Origin of the sequence: Bradyrhizobium sp. SZCCHNR2028 (assembly GCF_032380995.1) — a bacterium.
GTDB lineage: Bacteria > Pseudomonadota > Alphaproteobacteria > Rhizobiales > Xanthobacteraceae > Bradyrhizobium.
Map to the genome: position 1 here is coordinate 50,843 of NZ_JAUHJF010000020.1, position 26,212 is coordinate 77,054.

General features: G+C 63.8%; 22 protein-coding genes. 11 read left to right on the plus strand and 11 right to left on the minus strand.

The annotated features are described in order from the left end of the window. Positions 1-6: 6 nt before the first annotated feature. The 5 genes from QX121_RS25740 to QX121_RS25760 all read right to left on the minus strand — a co-directional run bounded on the left by QX121_RS25740 (position 7) and on the right by QX121_RS25760 (position 3,479). Entirely contained in the window at positions 7-243 is a 237-nt protein-coding gene (locus QX121_RS25740; RefSeq protein ID WP_315813355.1) for a hypothetical protein, read from the minus strand. A gap of 106 nt (positions 244-349) precedes the next feature. Next, positions 350-1,513, minus strand: coding sequence for a glutathionylspermidine synthase family protein (locus QX121_RS25745; RefSeq protein ID WP_315813356.1), 1,164 nt, complete (start codon positions 1,511-1,513; stop codon positions 350-352). Between the two features lie 339 nt (positions 1,514-1,852). Further along, positions 1,853-2,245 carry a hypothetical protein gene (locus QX121_RS25750; RefSeq protein WP_315775344.1) on the minus strand — a complete coding sequence of 131 codons (393 nt, stop codon included), beginning with the start codon at positions 2,243-2,245 and terminating at the stop codon, positions 1,853-1,855. Between the two features lie 2 nt (positions 2,246-2,247). After that, the gene (locus QX121_RS25755; protein WP_315734089.1) at positions 2,248-2,652 is read right to left on the minus strand and encodes a DUF350 domain-containing protein; all 405 of its coding nucleotides are present in this window, start codon (positions 2,650-2,652) and stop codon (positions 2,248-2,250) included. 71 nt (positions 2,653-2,723) lie between these two features. After that, entirely contained in the window at positions 2,724-3,479 is a 756-nt protein-coding gene (locus QX121_RS25760) for a GntR family transcriptional regulator (RefSeq protein WP_315775343.1), read from the minus strand. A gap of 200 nt (positions 3,480-3,679) precedes the next feature. Between QX121_RS25760 and QX121_RS25765 the strand changes: the two genes are divergently transcribed. From QX121_RS25765 to hydA, 5 genes are all read left to right on the plus strand, one after another. Next, complete coding sequence (locus tag QX121_RS25765) at positions 3,680-4,687, plus strand: ABC transporter substrate-binding protein (RefSeq protein ID WP_315775835.1); 1,008 nt, start codon at positions 3,680-3,682, stop codon at positions 4,685-4,687. A 1-nt stretch (position 4,688) separates the two neighbouring features. Continuing rightward, a complete protein-coding gene (locus QX121_RS25770) occupies positions 4,689-5,498 on the plus strand; it encodes an ABC transporter permease (protein ID WP_315734084.1) in 810 nt (269 codons plus the stop codon). A 2-nt stretch (positions 5,499-5,500) separates the two neighbouring features. Beyond that, positions 5,501-6,277 (plus strand): ABC transporter ATP-binding protein, encoded by a 777-nt coding sequence (locus QX121_RS25775; protein WP_315775833.1) that lies wholly within the window; start codon positions 5,501-5,503, stop codon positions 6,275-6,277. A 247-nt stretch (positions 6,278-6,524) separates the two neighbouring features. Then, a complete protein-coding gene (locus QX121_RS25780) occupies positions 6,525-7,253 on the plus strand; it encodes an aspartate/glutamate racemase family protein (protein WP_315775342.1) in 729 nt (242 codons plus the stop codon). Positions 7,254-7,265: 12 nt separating this feature from the next. After that, positions 7,266-8,669, plus strand: coding sequence for a dihydropyrimidinase (gene hydA, locus QX121_RS25785; protein WP_315775341.1), 1,404 nt, complete (start codon positions 7,266-7,268; stop codon positions 8,667-8,669). A 1,056-nt stretch (positions 8,670-9,725) separates the two neighbouring features. On the opposite strand, the gene QX121_RS31690 is transcribed toward hydA, so the two are convergent. Together QX121_RS31690 and ctrA are read right to left on the minus strand one after the other, a co-directional pair. Further along, complete coding sequence (locus tag QX121_RS31690) at positions 9,726-10,040, minus strand: hypothetical protein (protein ID WP_409999372.1); 315 nt, start codon at positions 10,038-10,040, stop codon at positions 9,726-9,728. Between the two features lie 1,078 nt (positions 10,041-11,118). Then, positions 11,119-11,820 (minus strand): response regulator transcription factor CtrA, encoded by a 702-nt coding sequence (gene ctrA / locus QX121_RS25795; RefSeq protein ID WP_012046382.1) that lies wholly within the window; start codon positions 11,818-11,820, stop codon positions 11,119-11,121. A gap of 422 nt (positions 11,821-12,242) precedes the next feature. Here ctrA and fliI point away from each other — a divergent pair, with 422 nt between their 5' ends. The 4 genes from fliI (at position 12,243) to QX121_RS25815 (ending at position 15,839) form a co-directional block, all read left to right on the plus strand. Continuing rightward, complete coding sequence (gene fliI, locus QX121_RS25800; protein WP_315734073.1) at positions 12,243-13,565, plus strand: flagellar protein export ATPase FliI; 1,323 nt, start codon at positions 12,243-12,245, stop codon at positions 13,563-13,565. A gap of 109 nt (positions 13,566-13,674) precedes the next feature. Further along, complete coding sequence (gene fliJ, locus QX121_RS25805; RefSeq protein ID WP_315714036.1) at positions 13,675-14,094, plus strand: flagellar export protein FliJ; 420 nt, start codon at positions 13,675-13,677, stop codon at positions 14,092-14,094. A 155-nt stretch (positions 14,095-14,249) separates the two neighbouring features. Further along, the gene (locus QX121_RS25810; protein WP_315714037.1) at positions 14,250-14,798 is read left to right on the plus strand and encodes a sigma-70 family RNA polymerase sigma factor; all 549 of its coding nucleotides are present in this window, start codon (positions 14,250-14,252) and stop codon (positions 14,796-14,798) included. 51 nt (positions 14,799-14,849) lie between these two features. Further along, entirely contained in the window at positions 14,850-15,839 is a 990-nt protein-coding gene (locus QX121_RS25815) for an anti-sigma factor domain-containing protein (RefSeq protein WP_315813357.1), read from the plus strand. Positions 15,840-15,970: 131 nt separating this feature from the next. Here the strand turns inward: QX121_RS25815 and QX121_RS25820 are convergent, their stop codons facing one another. The 4 genes from QX121_RS25820 to QX121_RS25835 form a co-directional block, all read right to left on the minus strand. Beyond that, complete coding sequence (locus QX121_RS25820) at positions 15,971-16,171, minus strand: hypothetical protein (protein ID WP_315734069.1); 201 nt, start codon at positions 16,169-16,171, stop codon at positions 15,971-15,973. A gap of 372 nt (positions 16,172-16,543) precedes the next feature. Next, the gene (gene flhA / locus QX121_RS25825) at positions 16,544-18,670 is read right to left on the minus strand and encodes a flagellar biosynthesis protein FlhA (RefSeq protein ID WP_315714040.1); all 2,127 of its coding nucleotides are present in this window, start codon (positions 18,668-18,670) and stop codon (positions 16,544-16,546) included. A gap of 920 nt (positions 18,671-19,590) precedes the next feature. After that, positions 19,591-23,463 carry an AAA family ATPase gene (locus QX121_RS25830; RefSeq protein ID WP_315813358.1) on the minus strand — a complete coding sequence of 1,291 codons (3,873 nt, stop codon included), beginning with the start codon at positions 23,461-23,463 and terminating at the stop codon, positions 19,591-19,593. Positions 23,464-23,716: 253 nt separating this feature from the next. After that, positions 23,717-24,727 (minus strand): NAD(P)-dependent alcohol dehydrogenase, encoded by a 1,011-nt coding sequence (locus QX121_RS25835; protein WP_315813359.1) that lies wholly within the window; start codon positions 24,725-24,727, stop codon positions 23,717-23,719. An 83-nt stretch (positions 24,728-24,810) separates the two neighbouring features. Between QX121_RS25835 and QX121_RS25840 the strand changes: the two genes are divergently transcribed. After that, complete coding sequence (locus QX121_RS25840; RefSeq protein ID WP_315813360.1) at positions 24,811-25,158, plus strand: MerR family transcriptional regulator; 348 nt, start codon at positions 24,811-24,813, stop codon at positions 25,156-25,158. A gap of 507 nt (positions 25,159-25,665) precedes the next feature. Next, positions 25,666-26,181, plus strand: a complete 516-nt coding sequence (locus QX121_RS25845) for a cytochrome family protein (RefSeq protein ID WP_315813361.1) — start codon at positions 25,666-25,668, stop codon at positions 26,179-26,181. The last annotated feature ends 31 nt before the right edge of the window (positions 26,182-26,212 follow it).

Below are 26,212 nucleotides of genomic sequence, written 5' to 3' on the forward strand. Positions count from 1 at the left end.
GAAGCCTTATGAGTTGCGCTGATGCCGAACGAACGTGGCCTCGCACATCGCGCGCAGCGCGCGCTTGTCGAACGGCTTGTCGAACGGCTTGGCGAGCCGGGGCAGGCCGCGGATATCCGGCGGAAACAGCGTCGCATCGTCATGGCCCGAGGTAGTGACGATCTTCAGCTCGAGCGCAATCAGGCCCTCGTCCTCGGCGACCAGGATCCGCAGGCCTTCGAGTTCGGAGTTGTCCGTCGCCATGCCTCATCCCGACTATGCGCGCCGATCCGGCAGGGAATTCCCCTCGGTCCTATCTAGTGCTCCGGAACCGCGTGTCGAGGCGCTTTCGCTGGCTGTCGTCAAGATCCTACAGGATTGCATGCGGCAAAAAGCGCGAGCGGTTGCCGGTGATCGGGCTCGTGTCCTCGCGGATCGACAGGCCGCATGGCTCGTGGTCGACGAGCCAGCTGCCGATCACCGGGAACGCGCCGCCGAAATCCGGCAGCGGCGCCACCGCCTGGCGGATGTAGCCCTCGGCGCCGTAGGGCCCGTCCTGCACGGAGACGGCGACGCCGTCGGACACTAGGCTGACATTGGCGCCCTCGCGCGAGTAGATCGGCTTGCGCACGAAGCTCGAGCCGAGGCTGGCGGCTTTCGGATCGTCCTCGAAATAGGCCGGCAGCAGGTTCGGATGGCCTTCGTGCATCTGCCAGAGCAGCGGCAGGATGCCCTTGTTGGACAGGATGGCCTTCCAGGGCGGCTCGATCCATTGCGTCGGCGCTTGCGCGAGCTTGGCGCCGAACGCATCGCGGAACATCCATTCCCAGGGATAGAGCTTGAAGGCGAGCGCGATGTCGCCGTCGTCGAGATCGACGAAGCCGCCGCCGGTCTCGCGCCAGCCGATGTCGGCGACATCAAGGATGGTTGTCGACAGGCCCGCTTGGGCTGCCGTGTCGGCCAGATAGGCCAGGGTCGCGGCGTCCTCGGCGTTGCCGGTGAGGCCGGCCAGATGCACGCGGCGCTGCCTGCCGAGGGCGCGCCAGCGCTCGATCAGGCGCTCATGGATCGAGTTGTACTGGTCCGCACGCCCCGGCAGGATGCGACGTTCGATCGCCTGCTCCAGCCAGGTCCATTGGAACACCGCAGCCTCGAAGATCGAGGTCGGCGTGTCCGCGTTGTATTCGAGCAGCTTCGCCGGCGCGCGGCCGCCCTGATAGCTGAGGTCGAACCGTCCGTAGAGGCTGCCGTCCCTTCGCTGCCAGCTCTCCGCCAGCAGCGGCCAGACCGCTTGCGGGATCTTCAGCCGGCGCAGCAGCGCCTCGTCGCCGATGACGCGTGCGACCAGCGCGAGGCACATCTGCTCGAGCTCGGCCGTCGGCTCCTCGATGCCGAGCTCGATCTCGGCGATCGTGAACGCGTAGTAGGCGCGCTCGTCCCAATAGCGCTCGCCGTCGAGTTCGTAGAAGGCGAATCCGCATCGTGCCGCGGTCTCGCGCCAGTCGTCACGCTCGGGGCATGGGATGCGCTGCATCGGCGTCAGCCTAACGCAGCGGCGATCATGCCGTGCCCGTGGCAACGGGGCGCAGCACAGCCGAGGCCCTCATCGCTGATGCGGCCATGACGTCGTCCGCGCGGTCCAGGCGCAAGCTCGCGCCCGGCACCGTACGATTGTTTGCTACCAAAGCGCGGCGAGGTGGCGGCGGCCACCGCAGCCGTCATAGTCGTCGGCACCCTAGGGTGCGGACGTTGCATCGGATCGCTTCCGATGAGTCGGTAGGCCAGTTTTTTATGATTTTGAGTCTGTGTCAAAGATCCGAATCCAAGGAAACATCACAAACGCGGTGTTTTCACGGCGCCGGCGCGACGAAAATCAGCCGCCGCCTCCGAAGCCGTGTCCGAACGAGCCGAAGCCGCCGCGCGAGACATGCGCGGAGGACGCCTCGGCGACATGGCTCGAGCCGCTGCTTCTGGAATCGCTGTCGCCGCTGGAAAATCCCCAGCGACCGGAGCCGCTGCCGCCGCCACCGCCGCTCGAGCGGCGCGTCGTGCATTCGCTCGTCTGCGGCTGGCCGGCCATCGTCGGCGTCTCGGTGCCCTGCTGCGGGCAGCTCTGCTGCCGCGGCATCAGCGCATAGGCGGTGCTGCCGACGGCGAGCGTGCCCATCAGCAGCAGCGCGACGTGGCCGGAGCGCTTCACCGGCGGCGTCGCGGGCGGGGGCGGCATCGGCCGGCGCTTGCCGAATTCGCGGCGTTGCTTGGACATGGTCAGATGATCATCGAGGCGGCGTTGAGTGCGCCGGCGGAGAGCGACGCGAGACCGAGCCAGATTGCGGAGGCCAGCTCGCCGGCGACGATGCGCTGGGCGAGATCCGGCACCGGGATGCGCACGAGGTAATAGACGATCACCTGGACGATCAGCGCGACCAGCGCCCAGATCAGGCAGTCAAGCACGTTGGCGGAATGGGCGATGGCGCTGACCAGCGGCAGGGTGAAGCCGAGCAGGCTGAGGCCGAGCGCGATCGCAGCCGACGGATGGTTGTCCCGGATCAGCTGGAATTCATTGTAGGGCGTGACGCGGGTGTAGATGAACAGGTAGGCCGTCACCGCGACCAGCGCGGTACAGAAGTACACCAGAAAGGCCGGCAGGCCGGCGAGCGATTGCAGGATCATGGATCAGGCCCGACGCGTGGAAGCTCTCATCTGTCGCGATGCCAGCATGCCCGGTTCGACGTGAACAAAGTCTATCCGTCTTTCGCCGGATCCAGCCTGGCCTGGTCCAGCATCTGCAGCACGGAATCGCCCGTCTTGCGGGTGTGCTCGGAGAGCGCCTCGGCGAAGCCGTCGCCGTCTCGGGCCCGCAGCAACGCCATGAAGGCCTCGTGCTCGCCGATCGACTCGTCCCAGCGCCGCGCGTCGTAATTGGCGACCGCCCGCGCGCGGAACACGCTCGCATGCAGGGTGCTCCACATGTTGAGCAGCACGGCGTTGCCGGCGAGCTTGGTGATCTCGGCATGGATCTGCTGGTTGAGCCGGAAATAGGCGGCGCGCTCGGCGACGCGATGCAGCGCCACCAGCTCGGCATGCATGGCGTCGAGCCTGGCGAGGTCGTCCGCCGTCGCACGCGCGGCCGCGGCGCGGCCCGCGGTGGCATCGAGCGACACCATCACGTCGAAGATCTCGGCGATCTCGCGGGCGTCGATCGGCGTCACCACGGGCGTGCGATGCGGCCGCAGCTCGATCAGGCCCTCGGCGGCGAGGATCTTGAAGGCCTCGCGCAGCGGCGTGCGCGAGACGCCGAAGGTCTCGCACAGCATGCGCTCGGGCAAGGCAGCGCCGGCGGCGAGCTCGCCGTCCACGATCATCTCGCGCACCCTGGCGACGAGCTGATCGTGCAGCGACAGCCGATCGAGCGGCCGCTGGGAGTGGTCGGACGACAGCTTCAGCCGCGCCGGCTTGAAGCGCGTCTTCAGTCTGGGCCGGGGTGCTGGTGGGGTCATGTGGGCGCGGCTGCTCCGCTGCGAGATGCCTGAAATTCGGGCGATGCGCCCGCGGATCAGGCAGGTTCTCCAAGTTTGATATGCTGTTTCATACTGATTTTATTATATAAAATCAATATTGCATATCGCATCCAGTTGGCATGTCGTTTGCTAATGAGAGGACAAGCCGTGACAATCCCGTGGATCGACCTGCCCTGGAGATGGATGTGAAACGTTTCGTGCTGCCCATTCTCGCCCTGCTCGCGCTCGCGCTGCCCTCGCTCAGCTTCGCCGACGACGCCGCCAAGATCAAACTCGGCTACGCCAAATGCGCGCATTGCACGCCGATGTCGCTGACGCCGCAATTCGCGGAGGGCGTCGCGATCGACGCCGTCAGCTTCAACACCGGCACTGATGCGCTGACCGCGCTGGTGTCGAAGAACATCGACGTCGCGCAAGTCACTTATCTGCACTACGCCATCGCGCTCGACAAAGGCTTCGATGTCGTCGCCATCTCCGGCCAGGTCAATGGCGGCTCGGCGATCCTGCTCGGCAATGATCTTGAGATCGCGCCGGGCGACTGGACCGCGCTGAAGGCTGTCATCGCCAAGTTCAAGGCCGACGGCAAGCCGTTCCGCGTCGCCGCCTCGCGCGGTAATGCGCAGGACATTCACATGCGCGGTGCCTTCGCCAAGCAGGGCATCGACATCAATAAGGACGTGCAGTTCATCAACATCCCGAACCCGTCGGATCATCTGCAGGCGCTGCGCCGTGGCGAGGTCGAGCTGATCTGCACCGTCGAGCCGTTCGCGACCCAGATCATGCAGGCCAAGGCGGCGAAGTTCTTCGGCTTCCCCTATGACCAGGCCGCCGGCAAGCTGACCAATCTGATCCTGACCCGCTCCGACGTCATCGCATCCAACCCGAAGGCGCTGGAGGGCGTGGTGCGCGCGGTCGTGAAGGTCGACGCGCACATCGCGGCCGACAAGCCGGCGCTGATCGAGGTGATCTCCAAGATCACCGGCCTGGACAAGGCGATCGCCACCGGCGCGGTCGAGAATCTCGATCCCGATCCGAAGATGTACCGCGCTTCCGCGCTCGCCATCGCCACGATGATGCGCGACCTCAAATACATCAACTCGGACGTCTCGGCGGCGGTCGAGAAGAACCTCGACTACCGCTTCCTGGAAGCGGCGACCGGCAAGCCGAAGAGCGAGCTCGGCTACTGAGATGGCCGCGCTCGCCCAGCTCAGGAAGCTCGACCGCACCATCGTGCCCGTGCTGGTGCTCGCGGGCTGGGAGGCGTTCTCGCGCTCCGGCGCGCTGCCGGCGGCGCTGCTGCCGGCGCCGTCGACGGTGCTGTGGGCGTGGGCGGACTGGCTGGTCGGCACCGACGGCAACACCCAGACCTACAGCGCGCATTGGCTCGCCGACATGCTGGCGAGCCTGTCGCGCGTCGCGGCGGGCTTTGCCATCGCCACTTTGCTCGGCGTCGGCCTCGGGGTCGCGATCGGCTGGTCGCGCAAGACCGAGATCGTGATCGAGCCGACCTTGCAGATGCTCAGGCCGATCCCGCCGGTGTCGTGGATCCCGCTCGCCATCATCTGGTTCGGCATCGCCAACAAGCCGGCGATCTTCCTGGTGTTTCTCGGCGCCTTCTTCCCGATCCTGCTCAACACCATCCACGGCGTGAAGACCTGCGACCGCAATCTCATTCGCGCCGGCGCCATGGTCGGCGGCAGCGAGCGCAAGCTGTTGCGCTACATCGTCGTGCCCGCGGCGATGCCGAGCATCTTTGCCGGGCTTCGCATCGGCATCGGCTCGGCCTGGATGCTCACCGTGACGGCCGAGATGGTCGCGGTGAAGAGCGGGCTCGGCTACGTGCTGTGGGATTCCTACTACTTCCTGCGTTACGATCTGGTGCTGGCGGCGATGGCGAGCATCGGCCTGCTCGGCTTCTGCAGCGATCTCGCCATTCGCTTCGTGATGGCGCGCGTGCTGCACTGGCAGCGCAACACCACCTTGGGCGGCGGGGAATGAGCATGGTCGCGATCGAGATCGCCAGCGTCTCCAAGATCTTCACCGACAGGAAGCGCAACGCCGAGGTGACGGCGCTCGCCGACATCAGCCTCAGCATCGCGCGCAACGAGTTCGTCTGCCTGCTCGGCCCGTCCGGCTGCGGTAAGTCGACCCTTCTCAACATGATCGCCGGATTCGAGCAGCCGAGCGCGGGCCGCATCGCCGTCGACGGCGAGACGGTGACGGCGCCCGGCGCCGATCGCGGCGTCGTCTTCCAGCACGCCAATCTGATGCCGTGGCTGCCGGTGTGGGAGAACGTCGCCTTTCATCTGCTGCTAGGCGGCGGCCAGAAGGCCGAGCGCCGCGCGCGGGCGCAGGTCTATATCGACATGGTCGGGCTGACCGGCTTCGAGAACCACTATCCGTCGGAGCTGTCGGGCGGCATGAACCAGCGCGTCGGCATCGCGCGGGCGCTGCTGATGAATCCTCAAGTGATTCTGATGGACGAGCCGTTCGGCGCGCTCGACGAGCAGACCCGCATGGACATGCAGACCGAGCTTGTCAGGATCTGGCAGCAGCACCAGGGCACGATCGTGTTCGTCACCCACGGCATCGACGAGGCGCTGACGCTCGGCACCCATGTCGCGGTGATGAGCGCACGTCCCGGCCGCCTCGTCGAGATCATCCCGATCGACCTGCCGCGTCCACGGGATATTACCTCGCCGCAGTTCAACGCGCTGAAGCGCCACATCCTGGCGCTGCTGCGCGGCGAGCGGGCGGAGCAGGGGGAGCGGGTGTGAGGATGGCCCGATTGCTCCCGCACAAACGATGCATGTTGAAGCCGAGACAGCTCGATATGCGCAGTGCGCCCCCTCTCCCGCTTGCGGGGGAGGGCTGGGGTGGGGGCGCTCCACGGCACGCTGCCCGTGAGGAGAGAGTTCCCCCACCCGGATCGCATCTGCGATGCGATCCGACCTCCCCCGCAAGCGGGAGAGGTCTTCCCGCCGACCACCTCCAACTGCCCGCGCCGAGAGAGGCAAACCACCAATGACCAAACGCACTCTCCTCGGCATGCTGACGCCGTCGTCGAACACCGCGCTGGAGCCGATCACCTCGGCCATGGTCGCCGGGCTGCCGAACGTGTCAGCGCATTTCTCGCGCTTCAAGGTCACTGAGATCGCGTTGTCGACCGACGCGCTGGCGCAGTTCGACACATCGAACATCCTGCGCGCGGCAGAATTGCTCGCGCATGCCAGGGTCGACGTGATCGGCTGGAACGGCACCTCCTCGGGCTGGCTCGGCTTCGAGGCCGACGTCAAGCTGTGCGAGCAGATCACCGCGGCGACCGGCATTCCCGCGACCACCTCGATGCTGGCGCTGAACGAGATTCTGACGAGATCCGGCGTGAAGCGGCTCGGCTATGTCACACCCTATCGCGACGACGTGCAGGCGCGGATCATCGCCAACTACGAGACGCTCAGCATCGGTTGCGGCGGCGACCGCCATCTCGGCCTGCAGGACAATTTCTCCTTCGCCGAGGTCACCGAGGCGCAGCTCGAGCGCATGATCCGCGAGGTCGCGGCCGAGAAACCCGATGCGATCGCCGTCGTCTGCACCAACCTGCGCGCCGCGCCGCTGGTCGACAGGATGGAGCAGGAGACGGGCATTCCAATTCTCGACACCATCGCCACCGTGGTATGGAAGAGCCTGAAGGTCGCCGGCGTCGATCCGGCCGCCGTGACCGGCTGGGGCTCGCTGTTCAAGAACTTCGCCTGAGAAGGACGTCACATGGCTGCATTCGACACCGCCATCCGCAACGGCACCGTCGCCACCGCGTGCGATATGTTCAAGGCCGATGTCGCCATCAAGAGCGGCCGCATCGTCGCGATCGGCGAGGCCATCACCGATGCCGACGAGATCGTCGATGCCACGGGCCTGCTGGTGCTGCCGGGCGGCATCGACAGCCATGTCCATATCAGCCAGCCCTCCGGCCCCGGCATCGTCATGGCCGACGATTTCGAGAGTGCGACGCGCGCCGCGGCGTTCGGCGGCAACACCTTCGTGATGCCGTATTGCCTGCAGGAGAAGGGCCAGCCGCTGCGCGCGGCGCTGAAGGACTATCACGCCCTCGCCGACAACACCTGCTACGTCGACCACTCCTTCCACCTCATCATCGCCGATCCCACCGACGCGGTGCTCGGCCAGGAGCTGCCGGCGCTGGTCGCCGACGGTTATTCGTCGCTGAAGATCTTCATGACCTATGAGGGCCTCGCGCTCAGCGACTACGAGATTTTGGGCGTGCTGCAGGTCGCGCGCGAACGCGGGGCCTTGGTGCAGATTCACGCCGAAAACTACGACGCCATCCGCTTCCTCACCGACCGCCTGGAGCGCGCCGGCCACATCGCGCCGTATTATCACGGCAAGTCGCGGCCGATTCCGGTCGAGCGCGAGGCGACCCATCGCGCGATCTCGCTGGCCGAGCTGATCGACGTGCCGATCGTCATCGTCCACGTCTCCAACCGCGAGGCGATGGAGGAGATCCGCCGCGCGCAGGCGCGCGGCCTGAAGATCCACGGCGAGACCTGCCCGCAATATCTGGTGCTGACCGAAGAGGACATGCAGGGCCTCAACATGGAAGGCGCCAAATATGTCTGCTCGCCGCCGCCGCGTGACAAGGCCAGCCAGGAGGCGTGCTGGGAGGGCCTGCAGCAGGGCGTGTTCTCGCTGTTCTCGTCGGATCACTGCCCGTTCCGCTATGACGACGAGGCCGGCAAGCTGACGCCGAAGGGCCGCACCAGCTTTCGCTGGGTGCCGAACGGCATCCCCGGCGTCGAGACGCGGCTGCCGATCCTGTTCTCCGAAGGCGTCAACAAGGGCCGCATCACCCTGAACCAGTTCGTCGCCTTCACCGCCACCAACCACGCCAGGACGTATGGGCTGAGGGCTAAGGGCTCCATCGCGATCGGCTACGATGCCGACATCGCGCTGTGGGACCCGACCAAGACGGCCAAGATCAGCCAGTCCGGCCTGCACCACGGCTCCGACTACACGCCCTATGAAGGCATCGAGATCACCGGCTGGCCGGTCGCGACGATGCTGCGCGGAAAATTCGTCGTGCGCGACGGCCAGCTGGTCGGCGCCAAGGGCGACGGCCGCTACGTTACGCGCGGCAAGCCGGGTGCAGTGGCCTGAGTGGCCTAAGCACGCTCTTCCCATCCGTTATTGCGAGCGCAGCGAAGCAATCCAGAGTCGAGCTCGCGACTCTGGATTGCGTCGTCGCTTCGCCCTTCGCAATGAAGGCCAATTGCGATATCGCTCCTGTGAACAACCGTCAGACAAGGAGTGCCGCTAGGTCCGCGGCTCTTCCGAGACCCTGATCATGATGTGGGTCCGCGGGATCGCATCATGATCTCGTCTCTTTGCTCGAAGCTGATCGTGGGTGAACGATCGTTCCAGTCCTCAGCGGACTGGAAGCGGGTTCAATAGGCCGTCCATCCGCCGTCCGTCGCGTAGAATGCGCCGGTCAGGTTCGACGCCTCGGGCGACAGCAGGAACAGTATCTCCGCGACTAGCTCCTACATGGCGTCCGCGCGTACGGTGCCGCCAGCGCGACCGGCCAGACTCATGGGCCCGCCGTTACAGAACAGCCGACATGAAATCGCTGTCGGTCAATGCAAGGACAGCTAGTTTTCGTGGACGTGAAAGCCCGGTGCGCGGAACGCTCCGGGCTCATCACGTGGTCGCAAGAAACGACTAATGATGCACCCGCAGGGTCCCGTCCGCGTTGTAATCACTCTTGGGATTGTAACCGGAATCGCGGTGCGTTCTACGATGTAGGGCAGCGTTGCTGCCGCTTGCGCCCGGAGTTCCGCTATCAACCCGCATGGTCCCGTCTGCATTGTAGTCACTCTTCGGCCTGTAGCCGGAATCGCGATGCGTTTTTGCATGTAGGTCAGCGTTGCTGCCGCTCAGGCCCGGAGTTCCGGGATTGACCTGCATATTTCCATATTGGTCGCGATCACTTTTGCCCGCCCCGACCTGCTGAGCCGCACTGGCTTTTGCATGAGTACCTCTTGCATGATGAGTACGATGTCCGGCCAAGGCCGCAGATGTAGAGACGGCGAGAATAACAAGACCAACAGCAATGCTTCTAGCCATAGTGAACTCCTCACGTTGAAGGACCATCGATGACGGATACGCCGTCAATGGTAGCCTGCCACGGAACTTGCTGACCGTCTTTGATGCAACTCAAGGTACTAAAAGCGGGTGCGACGTCACGGTCCGCACGACTTTTGGCATCATTTCTTCGGCTTTGGCGCGGTGCCCGGCGGAGCCGATGTCGCTCCGCAGCATGCCACTGACGACGGGTTTGACCGATGCCTTCACCGTACCGCTATCGACTTCGACTTGCGAAACGCCGGTCGTCATGACGACCAGAAGCCGATCCCCGCTCAGCACGTTCTGGCAACTGGTCGACACCACCCCGCCGAGCGTGGTGATCGGAATTGGGACCGAACTCTGCGCCGCATGGGCATCGCAGGTGACTTGCGCGAAGCCGCACATGGCAGATCGCCGATCCGAAACAGGAGCGTTCGACAGGGTCTCGATCGGGAACGCAAGCCTTGACGGTGGCCGTTCGAACGCCTGGAAGAATTATGCTTTCTGTTTATCGAAATTCTATTTTGTTTTTCCGAAAAATATGCTTTACTGCGCGCCGTCCCGCCCCAACGAGGGGACGCTTCGCGGTCGTCACGGACGTCGGGTGTGGGATGCGATGGACGCTATGGGGTTGCAGCATGGCTTGGCCGTGCCGACGAACGATCCCCGGCGCACGGCGAAGTCGCGCGGTCCTGGCCTCCCGGTGCTGAGGTCAAGCTTGTGGGCGTTGCTGATGAGCTGCCTGCGGGTGATGGGGGCAAGACAGCCGGTCCCCAGGGAGATCGCGTATAAATCGTAAAACCATCGCGCAGGGAGGGCCGGGTGTTTCGGCCAGACCTGTGGTGACTGCCGCCTGCTTATCTTTTGCAGGCGGGCCACGAGCGCGGCCAGCGCCCGGCCTTCCCTGCGCCCTCAGTGAGAGGAGGGCGGTGAGATGGATGCATAGCTCGGGCGCTGGGCGCCGCGAGATCGCGAAAGCTTGGGATGACGGAAGGTTTGAAGCGCGGGGCGTGGATCGCGGTCGAGGCTCTATCGAGCTTCGTGCTCGCATTGCTGGAAGGCGAGGGTGGTCGTGTTTGGGAGTTCGGGGTTTGAGGCGCGTAGGCGCGGCAGAAGCGGTGGGCTCCCCTCCCCCTTGCGGGGAGGGGTTGGGGGTGGGGGTTTCTTGCTCCGAACGAAGTTTGTGGCGCATGCAGGCACGAGCGGCGTGTGCGCTGTAGGGATGACTAATCAGCTGTCGGTGGGGTGGCTTCCATGAAGTCCATTTCCGTGGACCCCCACCCCCGACCCCTCCCCGCAAGGGGGAGGGGAGCGCACTGATCGGGTCGCGAGAGTTTGGGTCGAGCGCCCCCAAGGCTCCGAGCAAACAAGCACCGGCCCCACAGCAATCACACCCCCCACAAACAAAAACCCCGCCATTTGCGGCGGGGCCCAGTCTGGGAGGAGCAAGCCGGTGAGGCCTGCCGGAGTACCCAGTGAAAGATCAGGCGGGGATGCGCTCGTCCATGTCGTGCGGCTCGCGCAGCACGTAGCCGCGGCCCCAGACGGTCTCGATGAAGTTGCGGCCTTCGGAGGCGTTGGCGAGCTTCTTGCGCAGCTTGCAGATGAAGACGTCGATGATCTTCAGCTCGGGCTCGTCCATGCCGCCGTAGAGATGGTTGAGGAACATCTCCTTGGTGAGCGTGGTGCCCTTGCGGAGCGAGAGCAGCTCCAGCATCTGGTATTCCTTGCCGGTCAGGTGCACGCGCTGGCCGCCGACCTCCACCGTCTTGGTGTCCAGGTTGACGACGAGGTCGCCGGTCTGGATGACCGACTGGGCGTGGCCCTTGGAACGGCGGACGATCGCGTGGATGCGGGCGATCAGCTCGTCCTTGTGGAACGGCTTGGTCATGTAGTCGTCGGCGCCGAAGCCGAGACCCTTGACCTTGTCCTCGATCCCGGCGAGGCCGGAGAGGATCAGGATCGGCGTCTTGATCTTCGAGACGCGCAGCTGCTTGAGCACGTCGTAACCGGACATGTCGGGCAGATTGAGGTCGAGAAGGATGATGTCGTAATCGTACAACTTGCCGAGGTCGACGCCTTCTTCGCCAAGGTCAGTCGTGTAGACGTTGAAGCTCTCAGACTTCAACATCAGCTCGATCGACTGCGCGACGGCGCTGTCATCCTCAATCAGCAAAACGCGCATGCCAGTTCCCCATAGTCGCCGCTCCGGGCGTCAGGTCGGCCGCCATCGCGGCACTCAAAACGCCTTTGAACAACTGATTCGGATCCTGACGAGAGATGGTTAACAAATCCTGATTCCCCTCCGCAAGCTCTATCCGTGCAATTTTTATCGAATCGCCGTAAGGTGTTGCGATAAGGCAGTTTTTCTTAGCCGTCCTCGTTCAAGCTCCATGTTAAGAGATGGACCTAACCGACTCTCGGATCTCACCGCTTTTCGAAGGCGGCAAAGCGAAGCACGTCAGTCACTCCAGACCATGACGTAATGATTAATGATGCGAGTAAACACAGAGTTAAACCGACGACGCGAATCTGCCCCTACTTAAGGTTTTCGCAATGAAGGCTCTGGCGCAATGAACTTTCTCTCGCGATGAAGGCGCTTTGGCAATGAAGGCCCTGGCCGAGCAGATCAGCGACATCGACGCCGTGAACACCTATGGGCGTGTCGTCGGCGTGAAGGGACTCATGGTGGAGATCGCCGGGCCGATTCATGCGATGTCGGTCGGCGCGCGCATCGTGATCGAGACCGGCAACAATTACATCCCTGCCGAAGTGATCGGTTTCTCCGGCAAGAATGCCGTGGTGATGCCGTTCGCCGGGCTGGAGGGCGTGCGCCGCGGCTGCCGCGCCGTGATCGCCAATGCGGCCAACCAGGTGCGGCCGTCGCCGGCCTGGCTCGGCCGCGTCATCAATGCGATGGGCGAGCCGATCGACGGCAAGGGGCCGCTGCCGCAGGGCGCCTCGCCGGTTCCTTATCGGAACAATCCGCCGCCGGCGCATTCGCGCAGGCGCGTCGGCTCGCCGCTCGATCTCGGCGTCCGCGCATTGAACACCTTTCTCACCTGTTGCCGCGGCCAGCGGCTCGGCATCTTCGCCGGCTCGGGCGTCGGCAAATCCGTGCTGCTGTCGATGCTGGCGCGCAACGTCGATGCGGCGGTGTCGGTGATCGGACTGATCGGCGAGCGCGGCCGCGAGGTGCAGGAGTTCCTGCAGGACGATCTCGGCGATGAGGGTCTCGCGCGCTCGGTCGTCGTGGTCGCGACCTCCGACGAGCCGGCGCTGATGCGAAGGCAGGCGGCGTATCTGACGCTCGCGATCTCCGAATATTTCCGCGACGAGGGCAAGGATGTCCTTTGTCTAATGGACTCTGTGACGCGCTTTGCGATGGCGCAGCGCGAGATCGGGCTGTCGGCTGGCGAGCCGCCGACTGCCAAGGGCTACACGCCCACCGTGTTCACCGAGCTGCCGAAACTGCTGGAGAGGGCGGGGCCGGGCAGCGGCGACGGCACCATCACCGGGATTTTCACGGTGCTGGTCGATGGCGACGATCACAACGAGCCGGTGGCGGATGCGGTGCGCGGCATTCTCGACGGCCACGTCGTGATGCAACGTTCGATCGCCGAACGCGGCCGCTATCCGGCGATCAACGTCCTCAAATCCGTGTCGCGGACGATGCCGAAATCGGCCGACCCCGTATTCTTGCCGACCATCATGCGGGCGCGCCAGGTGATGGCGACCTACGCCGATATGGAGGAGCTGATCCGGCTCGGCGCCTACCGCGCCGGTTCCAGTCCGGAGGTCGACGAGGCGATCCGGCTGCACGAGCCGTTGGAGGCGTTCCTGCGCCAGCGCAAGGACGAGGTCTCGACGTTGCAAAGCGGGTATCGGGAACTGGAACAGATCCTGGGGCGCTTGGAAACGGAAAGCTAACTTTGTCGGGTAATCATCCCCTCCATGTAACGAGCCTAGTCGGCGAGCCCAGGGAGGGCGGCCGGCCCTGTCCCGCGCCGTACACGGGACTTCTGGGGAGTATGAGTCGATGAAGTCGCGCGAAACGCTGATCCGTCTGAAGAAGTTTCAGGTGGATGAGAAACGCCGCCGGGTGACGCAGATCGAGGGCATGATCGCTGACTTCCAGCGCATGTCGGCCGAGCTCGAGCGGGAGATCCAGACCGAGCAGGAGCGGGCCGGCATCAACGACCCGACCCATTTTGCCTATCCGACCTACGCCAAGGCCGCGATCCAGCGCCGGGAAAACCTGACGCGCTCGGCCGACGAGCTGCGCACCCAGCTCGAGGACGCCAAGGCCGCGTTGTCCGAGGCGTTCGAGGAGATGAAGAAGGTCGAACTGCTCGACGAGCGTGACCAGGCCCGCGAAAAGGCCGAGGAGAGCGCCCGCGAGCAGGCCGACATGGACTCTATCGGCCTGATGCGCGCCCGGCTCGGCGTCATCGCCTGAGCCCCTGTCGCCGTCGCGGCTGTCGCTTTCGAAAACCCGGGCCGCGAGGTCCGGGTTTTTCGTCGCGCCCGCCCCGGTGGAGAGTTGCCCAGGACTTGTGCTACGGGAGGACGTAGGCTCGAACGAGGGAGTGGGGCGATTTTCGGGGACGCTGAATGCTGACGCCGGCAGAGCTGGTCTGGTTGCTTGCCGCTGTTGCCAAGGGGGACGAGGCCGCCTTCGAGCGCCTCTACGCGGCGACGCGCGCGAAACTCTATGGCGTCGTGCTCCGTATCTTGCACCGACAGGACCTCGCCGAGGAGGTCGTCCAGGAGACCTATGTGAAGGTCTGGAACAACGCCGCGCAGTTCAACCCGGCCGTTTCTTCCCCGATCACCTGGATGGCCGCCATCGCCCGCAACCGCGCCATCGACCTGGTGCGCAAGCGCGGTGAGTTGTCTTTGGAGGATGAGCCCTCCGCGCTCGAGGTTGCGGCCGAGACGCCGGATCCGCTGGCGCGGCGCGAGATGTCGGAGGAGCTCAAGCGTCTTTTGGAATGTGTCGGCCAGCTGGAGCCCGACCGCCAGAAGCTCGTGCTGCTTGCCTACTATAACGGCTGGAGCCGCGAGCAATTGGCGACCAAGTTCGAGGCGCCGGTGAACACGGTGAAGACCTGGTTGCGGCGGAGCATGATGGACATCCGCCAATGCCTCGGTCTCGGATGAGGTGCCGTTCGATCCGGCGAGAGACCTTGTAGGACGTGACCTGGACCTGTGATGGCGTATAGCGAAGACCATATCGCGCTGGCGGCGGAATATGCGCTCGGGACGCTCGACGCCGCCGAACGGGCGCAGGTCGAGACCATGATGGCCGTCGACATGGAATTTGCGACGCTGGTCCAGGCGTGGGAATTTCGTCTCGGTCCGCTCAACCAGATGGTCGGGCTGGTCGAGCCGCGCCCCGAGCTGTGGGAGCGCATCAAGGCCGAGATCGCGCGGTTGCGCGCGTTCGCCGAGAGCGCGCCGCCGGCTGAACCAGTGGCGGTGGCCGAGGCTCCAGTCATTGCTGTTCATCGTGACCCTGCGCCTCCCGAGGGTTCGCCTGTCGCGGCGGAAGCCCTGCCGATCGAAGCGGCCCCGGTCGAGGCGCCCGAGCCTGAGGTCGCGGCCGTCGCCGCGACGCGCAGCGCGTCTGCAGCGCATGAGATCGCGAACGATGATGCGAATGTGGTGCGGCTCTCGTCCAAGGTCCGGCAGTTGCGCGCGGTCGCCAACATCATGACCGCGCTCGCGGCCGTGCTGCTCGCGCTGGTCGGTGTCCAGGTTTACCGCCCCGATCTCTTGCCGCAGCCATTGCGGCCGAAGCCGCGGATCCAGACTGTGGAGGTCAAGGTGCCGGTCGCGCAACCCTCCGCCCAGTTCGTTGCTCTCCTGCAGAAGGACGCGGCGTCGCCGGCGTTCATCTTGACCGTCGATGCTGCCAGCAAAAGCTACACCGTGCGCCGGGTCGGCGCTGCGCCGGAGCCGGGCAAGAGCTTCGAGCTGTGGCTCGTGTCCGACAAGCTGCAGAAGCCGCGCTCGCTCGGCGTGATCGGTGGCAGCGACTTCACCAGCCGTCCCGTTCTCTCGTCCTACGACGCCGACACCGTGAGTCGCGCGACCTACGCCGTCACGGTCGAGCCCGAGGGCGGGTCGCCGACCGGGCAGGCGACCGGGCCGATCGTTTTTTCCGGCAAGCTGATCGAGACGGTGCCGCCGTCGCGGTGATTCAAGCCCCAAAAAAGAAAACGCCCGTGGGGAGCGGGCGTTTTCAGTAGTCGACTTGGGGTTGGGTCTACTACATATCCACGCGGCCAGTTGGGGGGCTGTGAGAACCGCGTGAATTCGGGAAATTCCTGTCAGCGAACCAGCGATGTCTCCGAACTCGTCACCACGACCGGCTTGCCGGCCTTGAGGACCTTTGCCGTCTGCGCGTAGTTCGGCTCCGCGTTGAGACGGGCGGAGATGCCGAAGCCGGCCACTGCGATGCCAGCCACGAGCGCCACCACCACGATCTTGAGGTGGGTGGTCCGATCCGCGCTGTAAATCGAGTGGTTCATGGAAGCCTCCTGCCGTCTTCCGTCCTTCGCTGATTCGTGTGAGCCGGGGGCTTTCCGGTTCATCGTCTCGCGTGAACTAACGTAGGAAACCTCAATTCTGTTTCGTAGACCACATCACAAGTGTGTGATAAGACGTGATGTCTCGCGATCGAAAGTCGATGAAATATATATTTATATAGTTAAATCAATAACTTGACTTGTTGTTCGATGTGCGGATGAAACTTCAGCCACTTAACGCAAATTTAAGAATTTGTTTGCCTGTGGCGGTAAAGCAAGGGGTGGTCTGCCGGTAAAAACGGCAAAAGCCGGCGCCTGGCGCCGGCCCCGCTGATCAAACGCGCTCGGGATTCCGCGGTTCCGCAACGCCAGCCGTCACACGCTCCCCACCGTCTTCAGCCGCGCCCGCGGATGGATTTCTGCCTGCGACAGCACCGTGGTCTGGGCCCGGAAGCGCTCGACCAGCGAGCGGACGAACGGCCGGATCGCCGCCGACGTCACCAGCACCGGCGATTCGCCCTCGCGCGCGGCGCGCTCGAACGCGTCGCGCGTGGCGGTCATGAACTCCGACAGCTTCGACGGCTGCATCGCCAGGCTGCGCTCCTCGCCCTGGCCGATCAGCGATTCCGCAAACGCCTGCTCCCACCTCGCCGACAGCGCGATCAGCGGCAGGTAGCCCATCGGCGAGGTGTTCTGGGCGCAGATCTGGCGGGCGAGGCGGGCGCGCACGTGCTCGACGATCGTGGCCGGGTTGCGCGAGAACGCGAGCGCGTCGGCGATGCCTTCGAGGATGGTCGAGAGGTCGCGGATCGAGATGCGCTCCGACAACAGCAGCTGCAGCACGCGCTGGATGCCGGAAATCGTGATCTGCGTCGGCACGATGTCCTTGACCAGCTCGCTCTGCTCCTTCGGCAGCTCCTTCAGGAGCTTCTGCACCTCGCCGTAGGAGAGCAGGTCGCTCATATTGGCCTTGAGCAGCTCGGTCAGGTGCGTCGACAGCACGGTCGCCGCGTCGACGACCGTGTAGCCCTTGAGCGTCGCCTCTTCCTTCAGGCCGGCGTCGACCCAGGTGGCGGGCAGGCCGAAGGTCGGCTCCGTCGTGTGGATGCCGGGCACCGCAACCTGGTTGCCGCCGGGGTCCATGACCATGAACTGGCTCGGCCAGATCTTGCCGGAGCCGGCGTCGACCTCCTTGATCTTGATGATGTAGGTGTTGGCCTCGAGCTGAACGTTGTCGAGGATGCGCACCGACGGCATCACGAAACCCATCTCGATCGCGAGCGACCGGCGCAGCGCCTTGATCTGGTCGGTCAGGCGGTCGGTGCCGTCGGGTGCGTTCACGAGCGGCAGCAGCGCATAGCCGAGCTCGATCTTGAGGTCGTCGATCTTGAGCGCGGCCGAGATCGGCTCCTCGGCGGCCGCGGCGGTGGCAGCCGCTGCCGGCGCTGCAGCCGCGGCGACCTCCTCGGCCTTCGCGACTTCCTTCTGCTTGCGCGCCTTGAGGGCGAGCGCGGCGGCGCCGCCGCCGAGCGCCAGGAACGGAAGGGTCGGGATGCCCGGCAGCAGCGCCAGCACCAGCATCACGGCGGCCGACATGCCGAGCGCCTGCGGATAGCCCGAGAACTGCTTGATCAGCGCCTTGTCGGCGGCACCGCTGACGCCGGCCTTGGAGACCAGGAGGCCCGCGGCGGTCGAGACGATCAGCGCCGGCACCTGGGTCACGAGGCCGTCGCCGACGGTCAGCGTGGTGTAGGTGCGGGCGGCCTCGGCAAAGCCGAGACCCTGCTGGGCGACGCCGATGATGATGCCGCCGATGATGTTGATGAAGACGACGAGCAGGCCGGCGACCGCGTCGCCGCGGACGAATTTGGAGGCACCGTCCATGGCGCCGAAGAAGCCGCTTTCGTCCTCCAGCTCCTTGCGCCTGATCTTGGCGACCTTCTCGTCGATCAGGCCGGCGGAGAGGTCGGCGTCGATCGCCATCTGCTTGCCGGGCATGGAGTCCAGATGGAAGCGCGCCGCGACCTCGGCGATGCGGCCCGAACCCTTGGTGATGACGACGAAGTTCACCGTCACCAGGATCGCGAACACGATGATGCCGATGACGAAATTGCCGCTCATCACGAAGTTGCCGAACGCCTCGATGACGTGCCCGGCCGCATCGGTGCCCTCGTGGCCGCGCGACAGGATCAGCCGGGTCGAAGCCAGGTTGAGCGACAGCCGCAGCATCGTGGAGATCAGGAGGATGGTCGGGAAGGACGAGAATTCCAGCGGCGCCTGGATGAACAAAGCGGTCATCAGGATCAGGATCGACAGGGTGATCGAGATCGCCAGGAACAGATCGAGCACCAGCGAGGGCAGCGGCAGGATCAGCACCACCAGGATGGTAAGGATGCCGAGCGCCAGCGCGATGTCGCCGCGCAGGACTGCTGTCTTGAGGTCAGCGAATGAGAACCCGCCGGCCGGAGATCCGACCCCCTGACCCGCCGTGACGTCGACCATGGCTTTCGCCCCTTCCCGCCGGCCGCGTGTGCCGGCCCCAAACGACTGCGCGACGGCCGCAGGGCCGCCGTTCCGAAACTGAGGTACCGCGCCGGCGTCCACGGAAGGTCTCCTCCGTCAACTGCACCCAACCACGACACGCACATTCCACCCGGCAATTTTTGCCCGGTGGTTGGTTAGCGTTCGGTTAATGCCGGTTAACAAAGGGTTGCGGGGGCAGGAGAGCGGGGCACTCGGCGCGCCAGGCGCTGGTCTGCATCGGTGAGCCTCCTTCATCGGGGTGGTTGGCGTGCGCCCGCGGTCTCGCGGCGCCGCGCGCCCGAGTTGTGCGTCAGGTCCGCCCTCGATCGGATGGAGGGCGCAGGGAAGGCCGGGCGCTGGCCGCGCCCGTGGCCCGCCTGCAGCAAAAAAGCAGGCGGCAGTCACCACAGGTCTGGCCGAAAACACCCGGCCTTCCCTGCGCGACGGTTGGAACGGCTTATACGTGGTCTCCCTGGTGCGCCGGGCTTGTTGGCCACCATGCGCGACGGCGCGCTTGCGCACGCCAGCCGCGGGACACCAGCATCGGGGTGTCAGGACCGCACGATTTCGCCGTGCGCAACGAACCGTTCGTCCGCGCGACCATAGGCCACGCTGCGATTCCTTGCGCCCATCGCATCCCACTCCCCACGTCTCGTGACGGTCGCGACACGCCCCTCCGGCGGAAGCAGGACGGGGAGAGGTATACATGATTTCGGAAAAAAGGAAAGAAAAATTTTGCGAACGAGATTGGCTAGACAACGCAACGTTTAGGTTCGCCGGCGAGCGATACTGAAAGCTCAACTGGCTGCTCGGTCAAACCTGCGCGAGAGCACATCCAAAGGGCCATTATCGGACCTCCCGACCAACATTGGTCGGCGGTTTCGGGAACATTCCACACGTTAACCCGGCAGTTCGAAGAGGACGCCGACCACTTCGAGAAGACCGGTCAGGCGCGGCATGTTGAGCTCGCCGGACAAACTCAAAACCTCCGCCGGATTCAGTCCGTCAGGATTGAGGCTCTCAAGAATCACGATGGGGCCGCGCTGCCGGAAGCGCTTGAAATATCGCGTCCCAGCTTCATCGAACGCTATGACCAGTCGTCCATCCATTCTGGACAAGGCAGCTGGCGTGACGTCCGCTGTCCGGGTAATCAGGAATTGTCCGTCAAGGGCAAGCGGCTCCGCGCTACGGCCACTGACCTTGAACAGGCGGGCACCATCCAGAAGACCCTTCAAAGGTGCCAGATCAGGCAGGGATACGAATTCCGCATTTGCGTTGGCGACAGGCGGGGCCAGCAATGAGGACGTGAAAAGCGTACCGACAATCTTGCGCCGCTCGACCCGGTCCTTCGGAACGATCACTGGCTGGACCAGAGCGTAAGGATCGACAGCCTGGCCGGTCAAAGTCGCGATGTGAGGGTGGATGTCGGTTTCGTTCCACCGCCTAGCCAGCAACCGCTCCCCGAACGCCGTCACCACGAGATTTCGGGGATGGACCTTTGCGTAATTTGAGACGAGAATTACATCTCCAATCGTAGCAACGGGCTCAAGCGTTCCTGCCGCCAGCTGATAAGCGCTGTGATTTGGCAGGGTGATCGTCTGCGCTGTAGCCAAGTCTTCCAATGTGATCAAGCCATCTCCCGCGCGGCCATCCGACTTCGCGGCTGCGGCAATGCCCGTCTCCACGAGACTGAGCCGCTTGATGTCGTTCGTCCCGCCGCACGGTAATGCCACGACATTATCCATCCACGGAAATAGCCGCGGCTCGCCTGCATAGGCCTCGAACTCGGCGTGAATCTTGAAGCAGGTGTGAAGCTGCGTCTGTAGCGTCTTTTCCCAGAAGCTGCGCACGTCCGTTGCCTGTGCCACTCCGACGGTACCATCAAATTTGTGATGTGCTTCATTGATGATCTTCATCGGCTTCGCGCCACCACCGCCGGCAATGGTATTGAGAAGGTCCTGGAATGGAGGTCGATTAAACGGTGAGACGGTGCTGTCCCGCAATTTCTTTATGACCTTACCGAGATCGCCCAGCGTCATGTCGGCCACGCCCGCCCCTTCACAGCGCAGCATAATTTTGAGCAGATCTTCGCAATAGGTCCTTATCTCCAGAACATAGCGATGCCCCAAGGTATCGTCGTTTTCTGCATGGGCCTGAGCGTAGGTACGGGCTAAAGATGCGCCGTTCACAACTGTGGCAACGGGGGAGTTTGCACTGAGACGGGATACCAGTCCTTGCTGTCCGGCTAGTTTTTCCAAATTGACGAGCATCTGGAAGAATTGCCGCTCGTGCGTGATGACAATGAGCTGCATTGCGCCCGGGCTGGAGGCGTCTGCGTTTGCATGGCGCGCGATTTCCTCCGCCCATTTGCGCTTGTTCCGCGGATCGAAGGTCGCCTGTGGATCGTCGAGCACCATGAGGGGGAATGGGTTCGAGCGCAGCCCTTCCAATGTATGTTCTCTCAAAGCTAGCACGAACGCCCAGAGAATGGCGCGTAGCCAAGAGCTGTTGGCAACCGTGGAGGCATCGATCCGTATCCCCGGGGAGAAGCTGCCTCTCACCTGAACTGTCTTTTTGCTGAGGGCGGCGTCTTCGAATATCAGGCGCTCATTGAAGTGGATGCGGTTGAGGATTGTCTTGATCCGACTCGAGAGCGTGGAAATCGTGCTCGATGTCTGCGTGGCGACGAGCACGCGCAAGTCTTTCAGCGGCTCAAGATGCTTGGCGATCTGCTCCCGCAGGAGCTGGTGGGTGTGGATCGGCAGCCATTTGCCGGCAGCGTCGGCGACTTCCTTCAGGGCCCTTGCGATTTCGTCGAGCGGCGCCGCCTTCTCCAGCGCCGCTTCCAACGTCGCGAGTTTTCCTTCCTGCGTATCGGGCGGAAAGCTTCCATCGGCGCTGACCGTTCCCTTGAGGGCGGTCCAGGCATCGACAAACTGGCCCCTGTTCGGCTCCCACCATGCGGCAAGCGCGACAATGCACTCGATCCTGTGCATGTAGATATAGAGCGCCTTTGCGAGCTCTGGCAGATCGTGGCGGTGGACCGATGGCGGTGGCGCAAACCTGGGCAGCTTGTCAGCCTGAGCCTCGACCGTTGCTTCCGTAAATCTCGCAATGCCGACGAGCACATTCGAGAACGGCGGCTCTTTCGCGAAGCGATCGAGCGCCGCTTCCTTGAACCCGTCACAAGGCTGCATTGTAGCCAAGAGCTCGAATTGAGCCTGCACCCCTTGCGGAAGGAGGTCGCGAAGACGCTTTTCAATCTCGGCGCACGCATCGGAGAGCTTCCGTTCCGCAGCGGCGGCAGCCGCTTTCAACTCCGCGAGTTCTGCTGCGAGGGCCCTTTGCTTTTCGCCCGAGAGCTTGCCTTCACAAAGAGGGCAGTCCGGTTCTGAACGCTCATGATCAGAGGGCGCATAGAAAGTGGATGCGACTGCCTTCAGGCGCAATTTGACATCCTCTGCCTGGCGCCTGTCCCATCCGATTGCCTCTTCTAGGCGTGCGGTGCAGTCTTCTAGTGTTTGGGGCAATGACTGGAATTTTTCGTCGGCCTGAGCCGCTTTCAGCGCGCTCCATGCTTGGAAGACCGGAATATCCTTCACGCCTTGCTGCAGAAGGCCACGCGCGGTTGCGACCGCATTCTTGATTTTCGTGCGATCCGCAGGGTTAGCGATATCGAGTTGAGGGTGAACGTCGGAAACCAGGGTGCTCAGATGGTTTCCGGCCCTTACCGAAACATCCCTGGCAATGTCACGCAACTCCTGTGCGTATTCCTTTTCCTCTCGTTTGTGCTTGATGGTCAGGACAAATGAGGCTTTGGCGGCCTCTTCTTCTGCGCGTTTGAGCTGCAGATTCATTTTCGTTTCGGCTGCCTGAATGCCGCTATCGGCAGCATATTTCAGGAAGCGCTTGGCCTTGTGCGCAAAATTGGCGGCCCCTTCTCCAATGTCCGACAATTGATCGAGGCCTGTCAGGAGCTTAATTGCCTCATAGATCGAGTGACTGTGTTCACCAAAGCCGATGCGCGCCAGACGAGCGGGCATGAGCAAGCCCGTTTCGATCAACTGAGGTGTCGAGAGAAGGGATTGATCGATCTTAGATTCGAACAGCGGCTGTCCGGCCGGCGGCGTGGTCAGTCTCCGAAAGGCTTCCGCCGTATCTCCGCTCTCATTCTGAAAAGTAAGACGGACCCAAGCCTGCGCGGCCTTGCCGAGATGCACAGGATCGGCGGGATAAGCAACAATCGGCGGCCAATCGCCAATCTGAATTCCAGAGTCATTGAAGACAGGTGCGCGCTGTCCGTCGTCCCGGATGACACCGTCTTGATCGCAGCATCGCCAGCCTGTCATCGCCCAGATAATAGCACTAGCGATCGATGTTTTCCCTGAACCGTTCGGGCCTTCTAGACACCAGTTTTCCCCGTTCAATGGCAAAACGAAATTCGGACCATCGATGGCATTCAATCCACCAAAGCCAGATGCCTCCATTCGTATTAGCCGCCACGACCCTGCTGTTGCTGGGCCCCATGCATTCTTTGCGGCAGTTGCTGGATCAAAGCTGCTGCTCTGCCAAGCGGTGATCAATCCTTCGAAAAGCTCTTCCTTCGCCTCGGCAACTTTCCTTGCGTCAGACTCAAGCAAGTAGTGGAAGAGCCGCCGCGCAGCCGGTGTGGCGAGTTCGACAGTGCCAGCCTTTTGGTCACCCAGCTTCGGCCAGGCCAGTGTCTGACCTGACAAGAGCGCTTCAATAGCTTCCGATAAAGTTACGGGCATGTCCGCCTTCATGCGCGTGAAGGTAGAGCATTCCCTGTGCCTTATTCCAGAGGGATTCATACGCCTTATCGTATATGCACAAGGATTTCCCTGGCCGGCATTCTGGATTCGAGAGCCGGCTAGCCGGCCAGTCGGCCGATCAAAAAGGGGAAAACTCATAACGATCGTTGACGTGGTCCCGCGGGGCCGTGGGACGGATGTCCTCTTCGGGTCAGTTGCTCGCCATGATGATCCCGGCGATTTGCCCCCATGCCTACAGCTTCACAACGATCTTGCCGAAGTGCGAGCCGGTCCGGAGATGGGCGAACGCTTGCGGTGCCTCGTCGAAGCCGAAGACCCGATCGACGATCGGGTGGATCGCATGGTCCATCAGGAAACGATTCATCGCGCTGAAATGGTCGGCCGATCCGACGGTGACGCCGATGATGTCGGCATTTTCCCACTGCAGGCGCGCGAGGTCGGGCCTCGGGCCGAATCCAGTCAGGACGCCGATCTGAACGATCTTGCCACCCGAGGCGACCGATCGCATCGATCGGTCATAGGTGCCGGGGCCGCCGAGCTCGAGGATATGACTGGCGCCTTGGCCGTCGGTCGCCGTCATCAGCGCTGCATCCCAGTTAGGCGTGGTGCGGTAGTTGATCAGGATCGCAGCCCCGAGCGCCTTGGCACGGGCGAGTTTCTCATCCGAGGACGAGATCACGATCGCGCGCGCGCCCAGCGCGGCGGCGAACTGGAGGCCGAACAGCGCGACGCCGCCGGTGCCCTGCACCAGCAGCGTGTCGCCTCGGCCCATTCCGCCGCGCGTGATGAGGCCATGCCAGGCCGTGACGGCAGCGCAGGGCAGGGTCGCGGCCTCGATCGACGTGAGATGCTCCGGCACGGCGACCACCGCCGTGGCCGGCAGCACGACATGCTCCGCCAGCATGCCATCCATCGTGCCGCCGCCCAGCGCTGACGCGACGTAGTCGGTCTTGAACGGACCCGAGACCCAGTCGCGAAAGAACGACGCGGCGACCCGGTCACCGACCTGCCATTGGACGACATCGGGGCCGACGGCATCGACGACGCCTGCGCCGTCGGAAAGCGGAATGCGGCCGTCCAGCCCGTCTTGGCCCGCGCGGTCGAGGATGATGAGGTCGCGGTAGTTGAGGCTCGCCGCCTCGACGCGGATGCGGACCTCGCCATTGCCGGGTTCGGGCTTGCGGACGTCTACCCGCACGAGGCGACCGGCACCGGCATGGCCATTCACATGATAGGCTTTCATGGTTGCTCCTTTCCAAGGGCATTCACCTGGATGAGCAGACTCTGTAAGGTCTGACAGTGCTGTCAGGGTCAAGAGGTTTTCAGGTGAAGATTGGCGAGCTCTCCCGGAGGACGCGGGTCAGCGTCCGGATGCTGCGTTACTACGAAGACCAGGGATTGCTGGCGCCGCGACGGACCGATGCCGGCTACCGCGACTATGGCCCGGCGGAAGAGGAAACCGTGCGGCGGATCAAATTGCTCGGCGCGGCCGGGATGACGCTGGAGACGATCCAGCAGTTGCTGCCCTGCGTGAAGAGCGACCAGCCGGCCTTTACGCCATGCGACGATCTGCGACGCATCTTGGCCGAGCAGGTTGGCCTGATCGATCAACGGATCGAGACGCTGAGCCAGAGCCGGACAATCCTGGCCGGCTTCCTGTCGAGCGTGAACTGAGCTCTCTGTCGACGGCCGGACGGCATCGAAGCGTCATCACCAGGCCGCGGCGGTCGGCGTCCGGGTGTTGCCGCCATGGCCCGCAAGGCACCGCGGCGACGCGCTCCGCAAGCGGCGCATCGCATTGACCGCTCGCCGACGCAGGGATGCTCGAGCAACTTGGAAAAACAGAAAGCAGATTGTTTCGATCAATCAAGAATTGCAGGGAGACCTGGAGGAGCTCTCGCGGTTTTGCTCAGGCTCGATCAACTCCGTCTCATCGCGCCTTGGCGCGGATCAGCAGGGTGATCCGCCTCTTCCATTCGCGGAGGTTGCAGGCGATTCCAGTTGGACCTGGAGGGGGCGCGGGCCGATGGTGCCCACGGCACCAGGCAATGTGGCCGGATCATGCGCGTCGCGCTGCGTGACGCTTCAAGTTTTTCTGATCGCTGCGATCAGCGATTGCGATTGGCGATGCGGGATGTTGCTCTTTAGAAGGCTTCTAAATCTTTCTCAGGAGAGCCGAAGATGCATCGACCGAAGCTCCGCCATGGTCTGCGGCTGATAGTAACGGCCGCTGGCCTTGCCGGGCTTGCATCGCTGATCGCGATCGCCGCGCCAAGGGCGGAGACGCCGACGCCCGCACCAGCACCGGCCTATCTGCCGACCGTCAGCGACCTGATGATCGCGACCATCCAACCGCGCCATCTCCGGCTCTGGATCGCCGGCCATAGCGGCAATTGGGCGTTCAGCGCCTATGAGCTCGGCAATCTCAAGGGCGCGTTCAACCGTGTCAGCCGGGCGCAGCCGCTGGTCGAGGGCAATTCGTTCGCCGACATGACGACGGCCGTGACGCAGCAGCCGTTCGACGAGCTGGCGCAGGCCATCAAGCAGAAGGACATCGGCCGCTTCGAGCGCTCCTATGCCGACCTCACGGCCGCCTGCAATTCCTGCCACCAGGCGCTCAATCGCGCCGCCGTGGTCATCAAGGTGCCGCAGACCGCCGGCGTTGCCGACCAGGACTTCACGCCGGGCACGGAGTGACGGGACGAGCCTCGGGCAAGACGATTCGGAA